At 48.8% G+C, this 17,866-nt stretch carries 16 protein-coding genes and 1 pseudogene; 14 read left to right on the top strand and 3 right to left on the bottom strand.

Annotation, left to right across the window (positions count from 1 at the left end):
* Complete coding sequence (gene dnaA, locus BEB54_RS20320) at positions 1-1,404, bottom strand: chromosomal replication initiator protein DnaA (protein ID WP_000059102.1); 1,404 nt, start codon at positions 1,402-1,404, stop codon at positions 1-3.
* Positions 1,405-1,700: 296 nt separating this feature from the next.
* Between dnaA and BEB54_RS28660 the strand changes: the two genes are divergently transcribed.
* From BEB54_RS28660 to mnmE, 6 genes are all read left to right on the top strand, one after another.
* The gene (locus tag BEB54_RS28660) at positions 1,701-1,781 is read left to right on the top strand and encodes a hypothetical protein (protein WP_122134670.1); all 81 of its coding nucleotides are present in this window, start codon (positions 1,701-1,703) and stop codon (positions 1,779-1,781) included.
* Positions 1,782-2,010: 229 nt separating this feature from the next.
* Positions 2,011-2,151 (top strand): 50S ribosomal protein L34, encoded by a 141-nt coding sequence (rpmH, locus tag BEB54_RS20310; RefSeq protein ID WP_000831330.1) that lies wholly within the window; start codon positions 2,011-2,013, stop codon positions 2,149-2,151.
* 16 nt (positions 2,152-2,167) lie between these two features.
* Positions 2,168-2,527, top strand: coding sequence for a ribonuclease P protein component (gene rnpA, locus BEB54_RS20305; protein WP_000239730.1), 360 nt, complete (start codon positions 2,168-2,170; stop codon positions 2,525-2,527).
* Positions 2,491-2,748 (top strand): membrane protein insertion efficiency factor YidD, encoded by a 258-nt coding sequence (gene yidD / locus BEB54_RS20300; protein WP_001307474.1) that lies wholly within the window; start codon positions 2,491-2,493, stop codon positions 2,746-2,748. The genes rnpA and yidD overlap by 37 nt, the downstream gene beginning before the upstream one ends.
* A gap of 2 nt (positions 2,749-2,750) precedes the next feature.
* Positions 2,751-4,397 carry a membrane protein insertase YidC gene (yidC, locus tag BEB54_RS20295; RefSeq protein WP_000378258.1) on the top strand — a complete coding sequence of 549 codons (1,647 nt, stop codon included), beginning with the start codon at positions 2,751-2,753 and terminating at the stop codon, positions 4,395-4,397.
* 105 nt (positions 4,398-4,502) lie between these two features.
* On the top strand, positions 4,503-5,867 hold the full coding sequence (gene mnmE, locus BEB54_RS20290) for a tRNA uridine-5-carboxymethylaminomethyl(34) synthesis GTPase MnmE (RefSeq protein ID WP_001282361.1): 1,365 nt from the start codon (positions 4,503-4,505) through the stop codon (positions 5,865-5,867).
* A gap of 147 nt (positions 5,868-6,014) precedes the next feature.
* Here mnmE and BEB54_RS20285 read toward each other — a convergent pair.
* Positions 6,015-8,185, bottom strand: a pseudogene (locus BEB54_RS20285) (ShET2/EspL2 family type III secretion system effector toxin).
* Between the two features lie 400 nt (positions 8,186-8,585).
* On the opposite strand from BEB54_RS20285, the gene tnaC reads away from it, so the two are divergent.
* From tnaC to yieF, 7 genes are all read left to right on the top strand, one after another.
* Positions 8,586-8,660, top strand: a complete 75-nt coding sequence (tnaC, locus tag BEB54_RS20280; RefSeq protein ID WP_001364348.1) for a tryptophanase leader peptide — start codon at positions 8,586-8,588, stop codon at positions 8,658-8,660.
* A 220-nt stretch (positions 8,661-8,880) separates the two neighbouring features.
* Complete coding sequence (gene tnaA / locus BEB54_RS20275) at positions 8,881-10,296, top strand: tryptophanase (protein ID WP_001295247.1); 1,416 nt, start codon at positions 8,881-8,883, stop codon at positions 10,294-10,296.
* A gap of 91 nt (positions 10,297-10,387) precedes the next feature.
* A complete protein-coding gene (tnaB, locus tag BEB54_RS20270) occupies positions 10,388-11,635 on the top strand; it encodes a low affinity tryptophan permease TnaB (protein ID WP_000131914.1) in 1,248 nt (415 codons plus the stop codon).
* 132 nt (positions 11,636-11,767) lie between these two features.
* On the top strand, positions 11,768-12,943 hold the full coding sequence (gene mdtL, locus BEB54_RS20265; protein ID WP_000086006.1) for a multidrug efflux MFS transporter MdtL: 1,176 nt from the start codon (positions 11,768-11,770) through the stop codon (positions 12,941-12,943).
* On the top strand, positions 12,918-13,877 hold the full coding sequence (gene yidZ / locus BEB54_RS20260) for an HTH-type transcriptional regulator YidZ (protein WP_001353553.1): 960 nt from the start codon (positions 12,918-12,920) through the stop codon (positions 13,875-13,877). The genes mdtL and yidZ overlap by 26 nt, the downstream gene beginning before the upstream one ends.
* A 156-nt stretch (positions 13,878-14,033) precedes the next feature.
* Positions 14,034-14,783, top strand: a complete 750-nt coding sequence (locus tag BEB54_RS20255) for a 4'-phosphopantetheinyl transferase family protein (protein ID WP_001355068.1) — start codon at positions 14,034-14,036, stop codon at positions 14,781-14,783.
* Between the two features lie 21 nt (positions 14,784-14,804).
* The gene (gene yieF / locus BEB54_RS20250) at positions 14,805-15,371 is read left to right on the top strand and encodes a class I chromate reductase YieF (protein WP_001291118.1); all 567 of its coding nucleotides are present in this window, start codon (positions 14,805-14,807) and stop codon (positions 15,369-15,371) included.
* A 53-nt stretch (positions 15,372-15,424) separates the two neighbouring features.
* Here the strand turns inward: yieF and adeP are convergent, their stop codons facing one another.
* Complete coding sequence (adeP, locus tag BEB54_RS20245; protein WP_001353551.1) at positions 15,425-16,762, bottom strand: adenine permease AdeP; 1,338 nt, start codon at positions 16,760-16,762, stop codon at positions 15,425-15,427.
* A gap of 167 nt (positions 16,763-16,929) precedes the next feature.
* Between adeP and yieH the strand changes: the two genes are divergently transcribed.
* A complete protein-coding gene (gene yieH, locus BEB54_RS20240) occupies positions 16,930-17,595 on the top strand; it encodes a 6-phosphogluconate phosphatase (RefSeq protein WP_000078074.1) in 666 nt (221 codons plus the stop codon).
* Positions 17,596-17,866: the final 271 nt, after the last annotated feature.

Below are 17,866 nucleotides of genomic sequence, written 5' to 3'. Positions count from 1 at the left end.
TTACGATGACAATGTTCTGATTAAATTTGAAAAATCTTCTTTGATATCGTGGCTCTCTTCACGCAACTGCTCGATCTTCCGGCAAGCATGAAGCACCGTTGTGTGGTCACGACCACCAAACGCATCGCCAATCTCGGGCAGACTGTGGTTAGTCAACTCTTTCGCCAGCGCCATCGCCATCTGGCGCGGACGCGCCACCGAGCGGGATCGACGCTTGGAAAGGAGATCCGCAACTTTGATCTTGTAGTACTCTGCCACCGTCTTCTGAATATTGTCGATGGTGACCAGTTTTTCCTGCAATGCCAGCAAGTCGCGCAGCGCCTCACGCACGAAGTCGATGGTGATCGCCCGTCCGGTAAAGTTGGCGTTAGCAATGACGCGGTTCAACGCCCCTTCCAGCTCACGTACGTTAGAGCGTAGACGCTTGGCGATAAAGAACGCCACTTCGCCCGGCAAACGAATGTCGTTTTCGTCGGCCTTTTTCATCAGGATCGCCACGCGGGTTTCTAACTCTGGCGGTTCGATCGCCACAGTCAGTCCCCAACCGAAGCGGGATTTCAGACGATCCTCAACGCCGTTGATCTCTTTCGGATAGCGATCCGAGGTGAGAATGATCTGCTGGTTACCTTCCAGCAGGGCGTTGAAGGTGTGGAAAAACTCTTCCTGAGATCGTTCTTTATTAGCAAAAAACTGAATATCGTCGATCAGTAGTGCATCTACGGAACGGTAGTAGCGTTTAAACTCTTCGATCGCGTTGTTTTGCAGGGCTTTAACCATATCCTGAACAAAGCGCTCGGAGTGCATATAAACCACTTTGGCATTCGGCTTACGCGCCATAATGCCGTTACCCACCGCATGCAGCAGGTGAGTTTTACCCAGACCCGTGCCGCCATAAAGGAACAACGGGTTATAGGCACCGCCAGGGTTATCAGCCACCTGACGAGCCGCCGCGCGCGCCAGTTGGTTAGATTTACCTTCAACGAAGTTATCAAACGTGTGTTTGACGTTTACGTTAGAACGATAGGTCGGTTCTGCCGGAGCCGGGACGTTATCCCAACCGGAACGCGTAGAAGGCGCAACACGTTGCGGCTGCGCATGCGCCACCTGTGCTGGGGCCGCGACGTTGCTCGTCACTGCCGCTTGTGGCGTTTGTGTCACCGGTTTGGTGCCGACTTCAAAACGCAGCTGTGGGGCATCCGCTCCGCAGAAACTGGTTAGCAGTCCATTGATATTATTAAGGTACTTGTCCCGTACCCAATCGAGGACAAAACGGTTTGGCGCGTACAGGGCCAGCGTGTTATCGCTCAGTTCCGCCTGCAATGGGCGTATCCACATACTGAATTCTGTGGCTGGTAACTCATCCTGCAATCGGGCAAGACACTGCTGCCAAAGCGAAAGTGACACGGCGGACTCCACTCGAACAAAAGTCGATAATGACTAAGGCTGAAACATTCATGATTGTTGACGTACGTCGAAAAGACCCTGCTTGAGGGTGACGCACGAACCGCTGTCTGCGGTTATATGCCCGATCAAGATCCTGCTAAACGATCGGGACCGCGGATCATAGCCTAAACTGCGCAAGAGATCTTCTGTTTCTCACAGATTTTCCCGATTTATCCACAGGATGATCCAGAACTCGCTAAGTGTAAACGATCCTGCCGCGAGGCGGGCACGATTTACGCCGCATATTGGAAAATTTAATGACCATAGACAAAAATTGGCTTAATCGATCTAATAAAGATCCAGGACGATCCTTGCGCTTTACCCGTCAGCCCGTATAATCCTCCACCCGGCGCGCCATGCTGGTTTTCACTGGTGTGAGGCCGTACGTTTTCCCTGCGAAAAGGTGCGGAAAAGCGCGGTAAATAAGGAAAGAGAATTGACTCCGGAGTGTACAATTATTACAATCCGGCCTCTTTAATCACCCATGGCTTCGGTGTCCATCGTTTCATTTTTCGGCGGATATCCAATAAAGCCATTGAATTTATTCAAGTTTAGGTAGAAATCGCCATGAAACGCACTTTTCAACCGTCTGTACTGAAGCGCAACCGTTCTCACGGCTTCCGTGCTCGTATGGCTACTAAAAATGGTCGTCAGGTTCTGGCACGTCGTCGTGCTAAAGGCCGCGCTCGTCTGACCGTTTCTAAGTAATAAAGCTAACCCCTGAGTGGTTAAGCTCGCATTTCCCAGGGAGTTACGCTTGTTAACTCCCAGTCAATTCACATTCGTCTTCCAGCAGCCACAACGGGCTGGCACGCCGCAAATTACCATTCTCGGCCGCCTGAATTCGCTGGGGCATCCCCGTATCGGTCTTACAGTCGCCAAGAAAAACGTTCGACGCGCCCATGAACGCAATCGGATTAAACGTCTGACGCGTGAAAGCTTCCGTCTGCGCCAACATGAACTCCCGGCTATGGATTTCGTGGTGGTGGCGAAAAAAGGGGTTGCCGACCTCGATAACCGTGCTCTCTCGGAAGCGTTGGAAAAATTATGGCGCCGCCACTGTCGCCTGGCTCGCGGGTCCTGATAGCCCTCATTCGGGTCTATCAACGCCTGATTAGTCCGCTACTCGGGCCGCATTGTCGTTTCACTCCAACCTGTTCAAGCTACGGAATTGAGGCATTGCGCAGGTTTGGAGTGATAAAAGGCAGTTGGTTGACGGTGAAACGCGTATTAAAATGCCACCCTTTACACCCTGGTGGTGACGATCCCGTCCCGCCCGGACCATTTGATACCAGAGAACACTAACGATGGATTCGCAACGCAATCTTTTAGTCATCGCTTTGCTGTTCGTGTCTTTCATGATCTGGCAAGCCTGGGAGCAGGATAAAAACCCGCAACCTCAGGCCCAACAGACCACGCAGACAACGACCACCGCAGCGGGTAGCGCCGCCGACCAGGGCGTACCGGCCAGTGGCCAGGGGAAACTGATCTCGGTTAAGACCGACGTGCTTGATCTGACCATCAACACCCGTGGTGGTGATGTTGAGCAAGCTCTGCTGCCTGCTTACCCGAAAGAGCTGAACTCTACCCAGCCGTTCCAGCTGCTGGAAACTTCACCGCAGTTTATTTATCAGGCACAGAGCGGTCTGACCGGTCGTGATGGCCCGGATAACCCGGCTAACGGCCCGCGTCCGCTGTATAACGTTGAAAAAGACGCTTATGTGCTGGCTGAAGGTCAAAACGAACTGCAGGTGCCGATGACGTATACCGACGCGGCAGGCAACACGTTTACCAAAACGTTTGTCCTGAAACGTGGTGATTACGCTGTCAACGTCAACTACAACGTGCAGAACGCTGGCGAGAAACCGCTGGAGATCTCCACCTTTGGTCAGTTGAAGCAATCCATTACACTGCCACCGCATCTCGACACCGGAAGCAGCAACTTCGCACTGCACACCTTCCGTGGCGCGGCGTACTCCACGCCTGACGAGAAGTACGAGAAATATAAGTTCGATACCATTGCCGATAACGAAAACCTGAACATCTCTTCGAAAGGTGGTTGGGTGGCGATGCTGCAACAGTATTTCGCGACTGCGTGGATCCCGCATAACGACGGTACCAACAACTTCTACACCGCTAATCTGGGTAACGGCATCGCCGCTATCGGCTATAAATCTCAGCCGGTACTGGTTCAGCCTGGTCAGACTGGCGCAATGAACAGCACCCTGTGGGTTGGCCCGGAAATCCAGGACAAAATGGCAGCAGTTGCTCCGCACCTGGATCTGACCGTTGATTACGGTTGGTTGTGGTTCATCTCTCAGCCGCTGTTCAAACTGCTGAAATGGATCCATAGCTTTGTGGGTAACTGGGGCTTCTCCATTATCATCATCACCTTTATCGTTCGTGGCATTATGTACCCGCTGACCAAAGCGCAGTACACCTCCATGGCGAAGATGCGTATGCTGCAGCCGAAGATTCAGGCAATGCGTGAGCGTCTGGGCGATGACAAACAGCGTATCAGCCAGGAAATGATGGCGCTGTACAAAGCTGAGAAGGTTAACCCGCTGGGCGGCTGCTTCCCGCTGCTGATCCAGATGCCAATCTTCCTGGCGTTGTACTACATGCTGATGGGTTCCGTTGAACTGCGTCAGGCACCGTTTGCACTGTGGATCCACGACCTGTCAGCACAGGACCCGTACTACATCCTGCCGATCCTGATGGGCGTAACGATGTTCTTCATTCAGAAGATGTCGCCGACCACTGTGACCGACCCGATGCAGCAGAAGATCATGACCTTTATGCCGGTCATCTTCACGGTGTTCTTCCTGTGGTTCCCATCAGGTCTGGTGCTGTACTATATCGTCAGCAACCTGGTTACCATTATTCAGCAGCAGCTGATTTACCGTGGTCTGGAAAAACGTGGCCTGCATAGCCGCGAGAAGAAAAAATCCTGATTCGGTGAGTTTTCGCTAAAATAAGGGCGGTCAGTTGACCGCCTTTTTTCTTTTCGTAGGGCGGATAAGCACCGCGCATCCGCCACACAAAGCAACAGGAACATCATGAGCGATAATGACACTATCGTAGCCCAGGCCACGCCTCCGGGACGTGGCGGCGTTGGCATCCTGCGCATCTCCGGCCTCAAAGCCCGTGAGGTTGCCGAAACCGTGCTGGGTAAACTGCCTAAGCCGCGCTACGCCGATTATCTTCCGTTTAAAGACGCCGATGGCAGCGTGCTCGATCAGGGGATTGCGCTATGGTTCCCTGGCCCGAACTCGTTCACCGGCGAAGATGTGCTGGAACTGCAAGGTCATGGCGGTCCGGTGATCCTCGACCTGCTGTTAAAACGCATTCTGACTATTCCCGGCCTGCGGATTGCCCGTCCTGGTGAGTTTTCCGAACGCGCATTTCTGAACGATAAACTCGACTTAGCCCAGGCCGAAGCGATTGCAGACCTTATCGACGCCAGCTCGGAACAGGCGGCGCGCTCAGCGCTAAACTCGCTGCAAGGTGCGTTCTCCGCACGGGTTAACCATCTGGTGGAAGCCCTCACCCACTTGCGCATTTACGTCGAAGCGGCAATTGATTTCCCTGATGAAGAGATCGATTTCCTCTCCGACGGCAAAATTGAAGCCCAGCTCAATGACGTGATTGCCGATCTCGACGCAGTACGCGCCGAGGCTCGTCAGGGCAGCTTGTTACGCGAAGGGATGAAAGTCGTCATTGCCGGGCGTCCCAACGCCGGTAAATCAAGCCTACTGAACGCGCTGGCGGGCCGTGAAGCGGCAATCGTGACTGATATCGCCGGAACCACGCGTGACGTACTGCGTGAGCATATCCACATTGACGGAATGCCGCTGCATATCATCGATACCGCCGGATTACGCGAAGCCAGTGACGAAGTGGAACGTATTGGTATCGAGCGCGCATGGCAGGAAATTGAACAGGCCGACCGTGTGCTGTTTATGGTTGATGGCACCACCACGGATGCCGTTGATCCAGCAGAGATCTGGCCGGAGTTTATCGCCCGTCTGCCAGCGAAACTGCCGATCACCGTGGTACGCAATAAAGCCGATATCACCGGCGAAACGCTGGGGATGAGTGAAGTGAACGGTCACGCGTTAATTCGTCTCTCAGCAAGGACTGGTGAAGGTGTGGACGTGCTGCGTAACCATCTCAAACAGAGCATGGGCTTTGACACCAACATGGAAGGCGGCTTCCTGGCGCGTCGTCGTCACCTACAGGCACTGGAACAGGCGGCAGAGCACCTGCAACAGGGTAAAGCGCAACTATTAGGAGCCTGGGCAGGCGAGCTGCTGGCGGAAGAACTGCGTCTGGCGCAGCAGAACTTAAGCGAGATCACCGGGGAATTTACTTCTGACGACCTGCTGGGGCGAATTTTCTCCAGCTTCTGTATTGGTAAGTGAGTCGTCTAAATTGATATAAAGGGCACTGTTCCGTTCTGGGGAAACTAACTATCAGAACGGAACAGCGCTTGTTTTTTATGAGCATCCTGCACCAAAACTGCATTTGCTACTGGCTGGAGCGACTTTAAACACCTTGCAGTCCTGTCTTTACAGAGAACGATATTGCTTTAACCTATTAAGCTCCTCTTGCGGAAAGTTAAATTCGTCTACTGCTTTCCAGAATAGTTCTTTAAGTACAGGATTGCCATTTGCCTGACTTATTACAGATTTACCTTCATTATTCTTTTCTTCCAGCTGCATCATCACATCTTTAAGGTAATTTTCATTTTCACCAACCACAATTTTGAATATTTTCAGCCAGAGTCCCATATGTATATCATCCCCGTTATTTACCACATGAGAGAATGGCTTGCCATCAAAGTCACGGGTAAACTGCTCCACAATTTCATCGAAAGTGAATCCGTGTTGCAACGCCAGGCGAATCGCCGCATTCAGATATACGTCAATGACCTGTTTACTCATTTTCTTAAAGCTTGCAATATGCAAAGAGCAGACGGCATTATTTCTGCTCAGCGACAGTAGTTCGCTCACCACATCTTTATCATTTTCATAATGGCTGGCTATCACATCAGCTGTCTCCATCCAGGCGGCAACAATCTCCGTATACCCTTTCACTATCGCAGAATATAAGCCTGATGCCTTCGTCCATTTGTCTGACTCCCCGGTCCATTTTTCTCTTGCAGCCATCAGTTTCAATATATCTTCTTTATTTATTTCATTTTTAAACATTTTGGCTTTTATATTGGCGAGCAATATATTAACAACATTATAATTATTGGTTTTAATAGCGCTATTTAAATCATAAGTTGAGAATATTTTTTTCCTATATAAAGTAGTATTTCATTTTTATTTACCCCAAACTCTTTCTCAAAGTCATCTATCGCCAAGAACAATGCCTTGACACTTTCTTTTTTATTTTTTGATAACGCTACAGAAATCGCGCTCACACCACGGTTATCTTTCGCAAGGAGTAGAGTTTCCAGGTCTTCCCGGCTAAAGTTAAATTTTCGGGCCAACTCTTTTAAATTTGTTATATATTCATTAATCTTATTAAGATTATCGTGTTGCAGTGACATATATAACCCATATGTTCCCCCTGGTCCTTTAGCAGCAAGAATCTCAAGAACCTTTGATACTGTCATTTCTTGGGAATTTCTTAACTTATCGAAAAAAAGAACAATATTTTCATACGTCCCCATTTGCATTAATAGATATAATGCTGATGGTGATAATGGTGGTTGCAATTCATTTTCTATACCACTTAATAAATGGGCCTGCTCTCGAGGGAGATAAGGAATTATGCCTACACACTCGGAGCAAATCTCTGTTTTTACCCATTTTATATTCGCCAACTCAATATTTATAAATGATTGTAATGACCCAAAAGAATCACAGTTTTTTGCTTTATAGCGTACTGCAGTATTGGTTGCATTAGGATCATAAAAGGATACAACATATTCAGTTTCTCCGGCAGGCGTTTGTTTTATCCTCAAGCGGACGGCCATAGCATGTTTTTGAGATTTAACGATTGCCGCCATATGCGTTAACTTCTCTTTTTCCATTCTGTGAAAGAAGACAGATAATATCTCCCCGAACTTGTCACTAGCAACGACGCATGTACCTGGTGGTGGATTGTTTATTAGATTATCAAATTGCTGATCAAGCTCGTATGGAAAATGTTGCTGTATCCCTTCTGGAGTTGAATAGCATTCCTTCAATGGAACTTTACCTGTATTTTCATTCATTGAATCTATACAATACTGCAGAGAAATATGCCTGCACACGACTAAATCTTCTGGTTTTTCATTAAAATAAACCTTACAGTTATAATCTACAATATCATATTTACTATTAGCTTTTTTCTGCTCTTTAGTAAAACTCTCATCATCTGCGTTCGTATGAGAGCGAATAAAAATATCTTTGAGGGATGTTGTAAGCGCAGGCGGTACAAAAATCTGTGTAGCATACTTTCCTTCAGCATCCCCCACAGTTACAATCATACTTTCAGGGTCTTGCTCAGATGTTGAGACAATAATAATAAGTCCACCACCGATAAAAACCCATGGTTCAATCTCACTGCTATTATTAACAAAATTACTTAATGAACCCGCTTTTTCAAGTGAATAAACTGAAGGATTTTTAAGATACGACACTATATCGTCAACGATTAATTGAGTTTTATTTTTTCCTCCATCCAAATCAGGTATGAAAGAAGAAGATTGTACACATACTCTGCCAACAGTTACGTTATCAACCATTTCCTTTCTCCTCATTCATATGAAAGTTGTAGTAATAATAAGGTTACTATTTAAATATCAACTATCAAATTTCGCTCATTTATAGAGTTATTCGTCTTTTTACGTCATTTCCCTATAAGGTCATCGACCTGGTAATGAGGTGAGTAAACCGCGACACGTCAACGTGGGAAAAAGCTCCTTGTAATGGTATCCCTATAATCAATGCCATCACCTTCAACAATAATGATAAAAATTAAAAAATTATCCACCCACGGATTTATGTTAATATTCCGTATGCGCCAGCTCCCACAAACACAGCCAATAACTAATTGTGATTCGATTCACATTTAAACAATTTCAGCATAGACAAATTTCTTGAGTATTATACTGTAGCCTTGTCTCTTTCGAGGATAAGTGCATTATGAATATCTTACATATATGTGTGACCTCAAAATGGTTTAATATTGACAACAAGATTGTCGATCACCGCCCTTGATTTGCCCTTCTGTAGCCATCACCAGAGCCAAACCGATTAGATTCAATGTGATCTATTTGTTTGCTATATCTTAATTTTGCCTTTTGCAAAGGCTGTCTCTCATTTATTTACTTGTTTTAGTAAATGATGGTCTTGGCATATATAACTGGCGAATTAATAGATATTGCAAATATCATATTCACAGGGATCACTGTAATTAAAATAAATGAAGGATTATGTAATGGAAAACTTTAAACATCTCCCTGAACCGTTCCGCATTCGTGTTATTGAGCCAGTAAAACGTACCACTCGCGCTTATCGTGAAGAGGCAATTATTAAATCCGGTATGAACCCGTTCTTGCTGGATAGCGAAGATGTGTTTATCGATTTACTGACCGACAGCGGCACCGGGGCGGTGACGCAGAGTATGCAGGCCGCGATGATGCGCGGCGACGAAGCTTACAGTGGCAGCCGCAGCTACTATGCGTTAGCCGAGTCAGTGAAAAATATCTTTGGTTATCAATACACCATTCCGACTCACCAGGGCCGTGGTGCAGAGCAAATCTATATTCCAGTTCTGATTAAAAAACGCGAGCAGGAAAAGGGCCTGGATCGCAGCAAAATGGTGGCGTTCTCTAACTATTTCTTTGATACCACGCAGGGCCATAGCCAGATCAACGGCTGTACCGTGCGTAACGTCTATATCAAAGAAGCCTTCGATACGGGCGTGCGTTACGACTTTAAAGGCAACTTTGACCTTGAGGGATTAGAACGCGGTATTGAAGAAGTTGGCCCGAATAACGTGCCGTATATCGTTGCAACCATCACCAGTAACTCCGCAGGTGGTCAGCCGGTTTCACTGGCAAACTTAAAAGCGATGTACAGCATCGCGAAGAAATACGATATTCCGGTGGTAATGGACTCCGCGCGCTTTGCCGAAAACGCCTATTTCATCAAGCAGCGTGAAGCAGAATACAAAGACTGGACCATCGAGCAGATCACCCGCGAAACCTACAAATATGCCGATATGCTGGCGATGTCCGCCAAGAAAGATGCAATGGTGCCGATGGGCGGCTTGCTGTGCATGAAAGACGACAGCTTCTTTGATGTGTATACCGAATGCAGAACCCTTTGCGTGGTACAGGAAGGCTTCCCGACATATGGCGGCCTGGAAGGCGGTGCGATGGAGCGTCTGGCGGTAGGTCTGTATGACGGCATGAATCTGGACTGGCTGGCTTATCGTATCGCGCAGGTACAGTATCTGGTCGATGGTCTGGAAGAGATTGGCGTTGTCTGCCAGCAGGCGGGCGGTCACGCGGCATTCGTTGATGCAGGTAAACTGTTGCCGCATATCCCGGCAGATCAGTTCCCGGCACAGGCGCTGGCCTGCGAGCTGTATAAAGTCGCCGGTATCCGTGCGGTAGAAATTGGTTCTTTCCTGTTAGGCCGCGATCCGAAAACCGGTAAACAGTTGCCGTGCCCGGCTGAACTGCTGCGTTTAACCATTCCGCGCGCAACATATACTCAAACACATATGGACTTCATTATTGAAGCCTTCAAACATGTGAAAGAGAACGCGGCGAATATTAAAGGTTTAACCTTTACCTATGAGCCAAAAGTATTGCGTCACTTCACCGCAAAACTGAAAGAAGTTTAATTAATACATTCAGAGTGGCTATAAGGATGTTAGCCACTCTAACTCCCTACATCTTCAATAACAAAAATAGCCTTCCTCTAAAGGTGGCATCATGACTGATCAAGCTGAAAAAAAGCACTCTGCATTTTGGGGTGTTATGGTTATAGCAGGTACAGTAATCGGTGGAGGTATGTTTGCTTTACCTGTTGATCTTGCCGGTGCCTGGTTTTTCTGGGGTGCCTTTATCCTTATCATTGCCTGGTTTTCAATGCTTCATTCCGGGTTATTATTATTAGAAGCAAATTTAAATTATCCCGTCGGCTCCAGTTTTAACACCATCACCAAAGATTTAATCGGTAACACCTGGAACATTATCAGCGGTATTACCGTTGCCTTCGTTCTCTATATCCTCACTTATGCCTATATCTCTGCTAATGGTGCGATCATTAGTGAAACGATATCAATGAATTTGGGTTATCACGCTAATCCACGTATTGTCGGGATCTGCACAGCCATTTTCGTTGCCAGCGTATTGTGGATAAGCTCGTTAGCCGCCAGCCGTATTACCTCGTTGTTCCTCGGGCTGAAGATTATCTCCTTTGTGATCGTGTTTGGTTCTTTCTTCTTCCAGGTCGATTACTCCATTCTGCGCGATGCCACCAGCACCACTGCGGGAACGTCTTACTTCCCGTATATCTTTATGGCTTTGCCGGTGTGTCTGGCGTCATTTGGTTTCCACGGCAATATTCCCAGCCTGATTATTTGCTATGGCAAACGCAAAGATAAGCTAATCAAAAGTGTGGTTTTTGGTTCGCTGCTGGCGCTGGTGATTTATCTCTTCTGGCTCTATTGCACGATGGGGAATATTCCGCGAGAAAGCTTTAAGGCGATTATCTCCTCAGGCGGCAACGTTGATTCGCTGGTGAAATCGTTCCTCGGCACCAAACAGCACGGCATTATCGAGTTTTGCCTGCTGGTGTTCTCTAACTTAGCTGTCGCCAGCTCGTTTTTTGGTGTCACGCTGGGGTTGTTCGATTATCTGGCGGATCTGTTTAAGATTGATAACTCCCACGGCGGGCGTTTCAAAACCGTGCTGTTAACCTTCCTGCCACCTGCTTTGTTATATCTCGTCTTCCCAAACGGCTTTATTTACGGGATCGGCGGTGCCGGGTTGTGCGCCACCATCTGGGCAGTCATTATCCCCGCGGTGCTGGCAATCAAAGCTCGCAAGAAGTTTCCCAACCAGATGTTCACGGTCTGGGGCGGCAATCTTATTCCGGCGATTGTCATTCTCTTTGGTATAACCGTAATTTTATGCTGGTTCGGTAACGTCTTTAATGTGTTACCTAAATTTGGCTAATCCGTTTAAGAAGCCAGCGAAATAGCTGGCTTCTTGCCTGTCAGGAAATCACTTATGTCCAAATGGCAACTCGCCTGATTCTCCTTCACCACGTATGCTTTGCGTCACCTTACTATCAGGACGCTTTAGCCCATGTCCCGCTTTTTGATTTGTAGTTTTGCCCTGGTTTTACTTTATCCCGCCGGGATTGATATGTACCTCGTTGGTTTACCGCGCATCGCCGCCGATCTCAATGCCAGCGAAGCGCAGTTGCATATTGCGTTCTCCGTTTATCTGGCAGGTATGGCAGCAGCGATGTTATTTGCCGGTAAAGTGGCCGATCGTTCAGGGAGAAAGCCTGTCGCCATACCCGGCGCGGCGCTATTTATTATCGCCTCGGTGTTCTGTTCACTGGCTGAAACCAGCACGTTATTTCTTGCAGGGCGATTTCTACAGGGGTTAGGCGCAGGCTGTTGTTACGTGGTGGCGTTCGCCATTTTACGTGACACACTGGATGATCGACGTCGGGCAAAAGTGCTGTCATTACTCAACGGTATTACCTGCATCATTCCGGTGTTAGCGCCAGTGCTCGGACACCTGATTATGCTTAAATTCCCGTGGCAGAGTCTGTTCTGGACGATGGCAACGATGGGCATCGCAGTACTGATGTTGTCTTTGTTTATTTTAAAAGAAACGCGCCCTGCCGCCCCCGCAGCTTCTGACAAACCACGAGAAAATAGCGAGTCGCTGCTTAACCGGTTTTTCCTCAGCCGTGTTGTTATCACCACCCTCAGCGTTTCGGTGATCCTCACCTTCGTGAATACGTCGCCGGTATTGCTGATGGAAATCATGGGTTTTGAGCGCGGAGAATACGCCACCATAATGGCGTTGACCGCAGGGGTCAGCATGACCGTTTCATTCTCCACGCCATTTGCACTGGGGATCTTTAAGCCACGTACGTTGATGATCACCTCACAGGTGTTATTTCTGGCGGCAGGTATCACTCTTGCAGTTTCACCTTCCCATGCGGTTTCTCTGTTTGGTATCACGCTGATTTGCGCCGGTTTCTCGGTAGGTTTTGGCGTAGCGATGAGTCAGGCGTTAGGGCCGTTTTCATTACGCGCGGGCGTAGCCAGCTCGACCTTAGGTATTGCGCAAGTTTGCGGTTCGTCACTGTGGATTTGGCTGGCAGCGGTGGTTGGTATCGGCGCATGGAATATGCTGATCGGGATTCTGATTGCCTGTAGCATAGTGAGCCTGTTGCTGATTATGTTCGTCGCGCCTGGACGCCCCGTTGCCGCTCATGAAGAAATCCATCACCACGCTTGATCTCAATTTACTGCTCTGCCTGCAACTGCTGATGCAGGAACGCAGCGTGACCAAAGCGGCTAAGCGGATGAACGTGACGCCTTCGGCGGTGAGTAAGTCTCTGGCAAAACTTAGAATGTGGTTTGATGACCCGCTCTTTGTGAACTCACCGCTGGGCCTGTCGCCCACACCGCTAATGGTCAGCATGGAGCAAAATCTGGCGGAGTGGATGCAAATGAGCAATCTGCTGCTGGATAAACCGCACCACCAAACGCCGCGCGGTCTTAAGTTTGAACTGGCGGCGGAATCGCCGCTGATGATGATCATGTTCAATACGCTGACTAAGCAGATCTACCAGCGTTACCCCCAGGCGACGATCAAATTGCGCAACTGGGATTATGATTCACTGGATGCGATTACCCGTGGCGAAGTGGATATTGGTTTTTCCGGTCGCGAAAGCCATCCCCGTTCGCGGGAGCTGCTAAGTTCGCTGCCATTAGCCATTGATTATGAAGTACTGTTTAGGGATGTGCCCTGCGTCTGGTTGCGCAAAGATCATCCAGCACTGCATGAAGCGTGGGATCTGGATACCTTTTTACGTTACCCACATATCAGCATTTGCTGGGAACAGAGCGATACCTGGGCGCTGGACAATGTGTTACAGGAGCTGGGGCGCGAACGCACGATTGCTATGAGTTTGCCGGAATTCGAGCAGTCACTGTTTATGGCAGCGCAGCCCGACAATCTGCTACTGGCGACCGCACCACGCTACTGTCAGTACTACAATCAACTCCACCAACTGCCGTTAGTTGCTCTACCTCTCCCGTTTGACGAAAGCCAGCAAAAAAAGTTGGAAGTCCCTTTTACCCTACTGTGGCATAAACGGAACAGCCATAATCCGAAGATCGTCTGGTTACGGGAAACCATTAAAAATCTTTACGCGTCGATGGCATAACCGAATCGTATGAAACGCAACCCTATTTCACAATAAAATGTAAAATAGTTGTAATAAGATTGTCTGAATCGAACTTTTAGCTGCTTTAGTCTGTCCATCATTCCAGTAAATGATTACTCTTGTATTCATAATGGACCATTAAGCATGGAGCGAAAAATGGCGACTCACTTTGCCCGAGGGATTTTAACGGAAGGACATCTGATTTCTGTTCGTCTCTCCTCCCAGTGTCATCAAGAAGCCCGAAATATTCCCCCTCATCGTCAAAGCCGTTTCCTGGCGTCCAGAGGTTTACTCGCAGAACTGATGTTCATGCTGTATGGCATCGGCGAATTACCGGAAATCGTCACCCTGCCGAAAGGAAAACCGGTTTTCAGTGATAAAAATTTGCCCTCGTTTTCTATTTCCTATGCCGGGAATATGGTTGGCGTGGCGCTAACAACCGAAGGTGAATGTGGCCTCGATATGGAACTGCAGCGTGCGACGCGCGGGTTTCATAGCCCACACGCGCTCGATAACCACACCTTTTCCAGCAATGAATCGCTATGGATCAGTAAACAAAACGATCCTAACGAAGCGCGGGCGCAACTCATCACGTTGCGCCGAAGCGTGCTAAAACTAACCGGTGATGTTTTGAATGACGATCCGCGCGATCTGCAGCTGCTGCCCATTGCCGGACGCCTGAAATGTGCTCATGTAAATCATGTAGAAGCGTTATGCGACGCGGAGGACGTGCTGGTGTGGTCCGTGGCGGTCACGCCCACAATTGAAAAGCTCAGTGTCTGGGAGTTAGATGGCAAACGCGGCTGGAAAAGCCTGCCGGATATTCACAGCCGCGCCAACAATCCTACCAGCAGGATGATGCGTTTTGCCCAACTCTCTACCATGAAGTCTTTTTCGCCAAATTGATAGACAACCACAGGAGTCATCATGTCTGAAAAATTGAAGGTGGTTACGTTACTGGGAAGCCTGCGCAAAGGCTCATTTAATGGCATGGTTGCACGTACCCTGCCGAAAATTGCTCCTGCTAGCATGGAAATCAATGCATTACCTTCCATTGCCGACATTCCCCTGTATGACGCTGATGTACAGCAGGAAGAAGGTTTTCCCGCAACGGTAGAAGCTATGGCGGAGCAGATCCGTCAGGCTGACGGTGTGGTGATCGTCACGCCGGAATATAACTACTCGGTACCGGGCGGGCTGAAAAATGCCATCGACTGGCTTTCCCGCCTGCCGGATCAACCTCTGGCTGGTAAACCGGTGTTGATTCAGACCAGCTCAATGGGCGTGATTGGCGGCGCGCGCTGTCAGTATCATCTGCGCCAGATTCTGGTTTTTCTCGATGCAATGGTGATGAACAAGCCTGAATTTATGGGCGGCGTGATTCAGAACAAAGTTGATCCGCAAACCGGAGAAGTGATTGATCAGGGTACGCTTGACCACCTGACCGGGCAATTAACCGCATTTGGTGAGTTTATTCAGCGAGTTAAGATCTAAATAAAAAACCCGCCAGCAATCATGCATGGCGGGTTTTTAACGCGCTATCGATTTTAGTGAGCGTCGATAAACACAATCTTCAGGATAAACAGCAGCGCCACCACAACCACACACGGGCTAAGATCGCGCAGACGTCCGGTGCCGATTTTCATCACGCAGTAGGAGATAAAGCCCAGTGCGATACCTTCGGTAATCGAGAAGCTGAACGGCATCATCACGGCGGTAATAAACGCTGGAACGGATTCGGTAAGATCCTGCCAATTCACGCGAGCAAGACTTGAGGTCATCAGCACACCAACGTAGATCAACGCACCAGCTGCAGCGTAGCCAGGCACCATCCCCGCCAGCGGCGACAGGAAGATAACCAGCAGGAACAGCAAGCCGACAACAACTGCCGTCAGACCGGTGCGACCACCAACAGAAACGCCGGAAGAGGACTCAATATACGCTGTAACAGAAGAAGTACCGATAAACGAACCTGTCACGGAAGAGATACTGTCGACATACAGCGCCTGCTTCATGCGCGGGAATTTACCTTTCTCATCCGCCAGCCCTGCTTTATCGGTCACGCCAATCAGCGTACCGGAGGAGTCAAACAGGTTGACCAGCATGAAAGAGAAAATCACCCCTGCCAAACCGAGATTAAACGAACCGGCTAAATCGACATGACCCACTACTGTCATTACGCTCGGTGGCGCAGACACGATGCCGTTGTAGTGCACATCACCCAGCATCCAGCCCAGCAGCGTCGTCACCACAATAGAAACCAGCACCGCCGCGTGAATATTGCGCGAGGCCAGAATAGCGATGATGAAGAAGCCGAGGATACCCAGCAGCACGCTGTGAGAAGTCAGGTTACCGATGCTCACCAGCGTTTCGGGATTCGCGACAATCACGCCCGCGTTTTTCAGCCCCATCATGCCAATGAACAGGCCGATACCGCTGGTGATGCCCACACGCAGACTTACCGGAATGTTAGCAATCATCCAGTAGCGAATGCGGAAAACTGTCAGTAACAATAGACCAATCGCGCCCCAGAAGATTGCGCCCATCCCGACCTGCCACGGCAAGCCCATCGCCTGTACAACCACAAAAGCGAAGAATGCGTTCAGGCCCATTGCTGGTGCCAGTGCAACTGGCAGATTAGCAAACAGTCCCATCAGAATGCTGCCAAATGCAGCAATCAGACAAGTGGTGACGAAGACGGCGCTGGTGTCCATGCCAGCAACGCCAAGAATTTGCGGGTTAACAAAAACGATGTAAACCATCGTCAGGAAGGTGGTAAAACCGGCGATCACTTCGGTCCGAGCCGTCGTGCCATGTTCGCGCAGTTTAAACACGCGTTCCAGCATCCCCTGACCAGAAGCCTGGGTTGTGTGTTGTTGACTCATTATCTATTTCCGAACTAAGGAGGGAAAATCCGTCGCTATCGTATACCAAAATGAGACAATATGGACGGCTGAAGTTAACTTTTTTTCATTGTATTTGCTTATACGGCAACGATTGCGTTGTGCAAATTTGCATGACGAAAACGTTAAACTAATGATAAAGGAAAGACATGTCCCAGATAGAAGCGGTATTTTTCGACTGCGATGGTACGCTGGTCGATAGCGAGGTCATTTGCTCTCGCGCCTATGTCACGATGTTCAGGGAATTTGGCATTAACGTTGACCTGGAAGAGATTTTTACCCGTTTTAAAGGCGTAAAACTCTATGAAATCATCGATATCATCAGTAAAGAGCAGGGCGTGACGATGGTCCAGGCCGATGCAGAGCACGTTTACCGCGCAGAAGTCACCCGCCTGTTTGATAGCGAACTAGAGGTCATCGCGGGAGCGAACGAATTGCTGGCGAGCGTTAACGTGCCGATGTGCGTAGTTTCTAATGGCCCGGTGAGCAAAATGCAGCATTCGCTTGGTAAGCTCAATATGCTGCACTACTTCCCGGAAAAACTGTTCAGCGGCTACGATATCCAGCGTTGGAAGCCCGATCCGGCATTAATGTTCCATGCGGCAAAAGCGATGAATGTGAACGTTGAAAACTGCATTCTGGTCGATGACTCCAGCGCCGGTGCGCAGTCAGGGATAGATGCCGGTATGGAAGTGTTTTACTTCTGCGCTGACCCGCACAATAAGCCGATCGTTCACCCGAAAGTCACCACCTTTACCGAGCTGGCGCAACTGCCTGCGCTCTGGAAGGCACGCGGCTGGGATATAGCGCGTTAATTGCTCCGAACTTTAACGCTTACACATCAGTCACGCTGGTTTGAGATAAAGACTACCAAGTGTCTGATGAGTAAGCGTATGTTTCCCTTTCAAAAATTTATGTCGTTATTCGTCCAGTCAATCACTCTCTGCTTAGCTAAGCCTGGGTTATATTTTTCACAATATCGGGATATTTATCGAACCATGTAATAATATTCAAGATTATTTCACTGAGTTTTTTATACTTTTTATATTTTTTCTCCCGACTATAATTTTGAACAATATCCTGGTA

The sequence above is a fragment of the Escherichia sp. MOD1-EC6021 genome, assembly GCF_002965245.1.
GTDB lineage: Bacteria > Pseudomonadota > Gammaproteobacteria > Enterobacterales > Enterobacteriaceae > Escherichia > Escherichia coli_F.
Note: the sequence above shows the minus strand (reverse complement) of the source record. Positions and strands in the feature narration are given on the sequence as shown.

What these genes read in the sequence shown, in the direction of transcription:
- adeP (WP_001353551.1), bottom strand. Translation starts at nt 16,762, where the DNA reads ATGAGTCAACAACACACAACCCAGGCTTCTGGTCAGGGGATGCTGGAA.
- mdtL (WP_000086006.1), top strand. Translation starts at nt 11,768, where the DNA reads ATGTCCCGCTTTTTGATTTGTAGTTTTGCCCTGGTTTTACTTTATCCC.
- tnaB (WP_000131914.1), top strand. Translation starts at nt 10,388, where the DNA reads ATGACTGATCAAGCTGAAAAAAAGCACTCTGCATTTTGGGGTGTTATG.
- yieH (WP_000078074.1), top strand. Translation starts at nt 16,930, where the DNA reads ATGTCCCAGATAGAAGCGGTATTTTTCGACTGCGATGGTACGCTGGTC.
- yidZ (WP_001353553.1), top strand. Translation starts at nt 12,918, where the DNA reads ATGAAGAAATCCATCACCACGCTTGATCTCAATTTACTGCTCTGCCTG.
- yidD (WP_001307474.1), top strand. Translation starts at nt 2,491, where the DNA reads ATGGCGCCGCCACTGTCGCCTGGCTCGCGGGTCCTGATAGCCCTCATT.
- BEB54_RS20255 (WP_001355068.1), top strand. Translation starts at nt 14,034, where the DNA reads ATGGCGACTCACTTTGCCCGAGGGATTTTAACGGAAGGACATCTGATT.
- yieF (WP_001291118.1), top strand. Translation starts at nt 14,805, where the DNA reads ATGTCTGAAAAATTGAAGGTGGTTACGTTACTGGGAAGCCTGCGCAAA.
- tnaA (WP_001295247.1), top strand. Translation starts at nt 8,881, where the DNA reads ATGGAAAACTTTAAACATCTCCCTGAACCGTTCCGCATTCGTGTTATT.
- BEB54_RS28660 (WP_122134670.1), top strand. Translation starts at nt 1,701, where the DNA reads ATGACCATAGACAAAAATTGGCTTAATCGATCTAATAAAGATCCAGGA.
- mnmE (WP_001282361.1), top strand. Translation starts at nt 4,503, where the DNA reads ATGAGCGATAATGACACTATCGTAGCCCAGGCCACGCCTCCGGGACGT.
- rpmH (WP_000831330.1), top strand. Translation starts at nt 2,011, where the DNA reads ATGAAACGCACTTTTCAACCGTCTGTACTGAAGCGCAACCGTTCTCAC.
- yidC (WP_000378258.1), top strand. Translation starts at nt 2,751, where the DNA reads ATGGATTCGCAACGCAATCTTTTAGTCATCGCTTTGCTGTTCGTGTCT.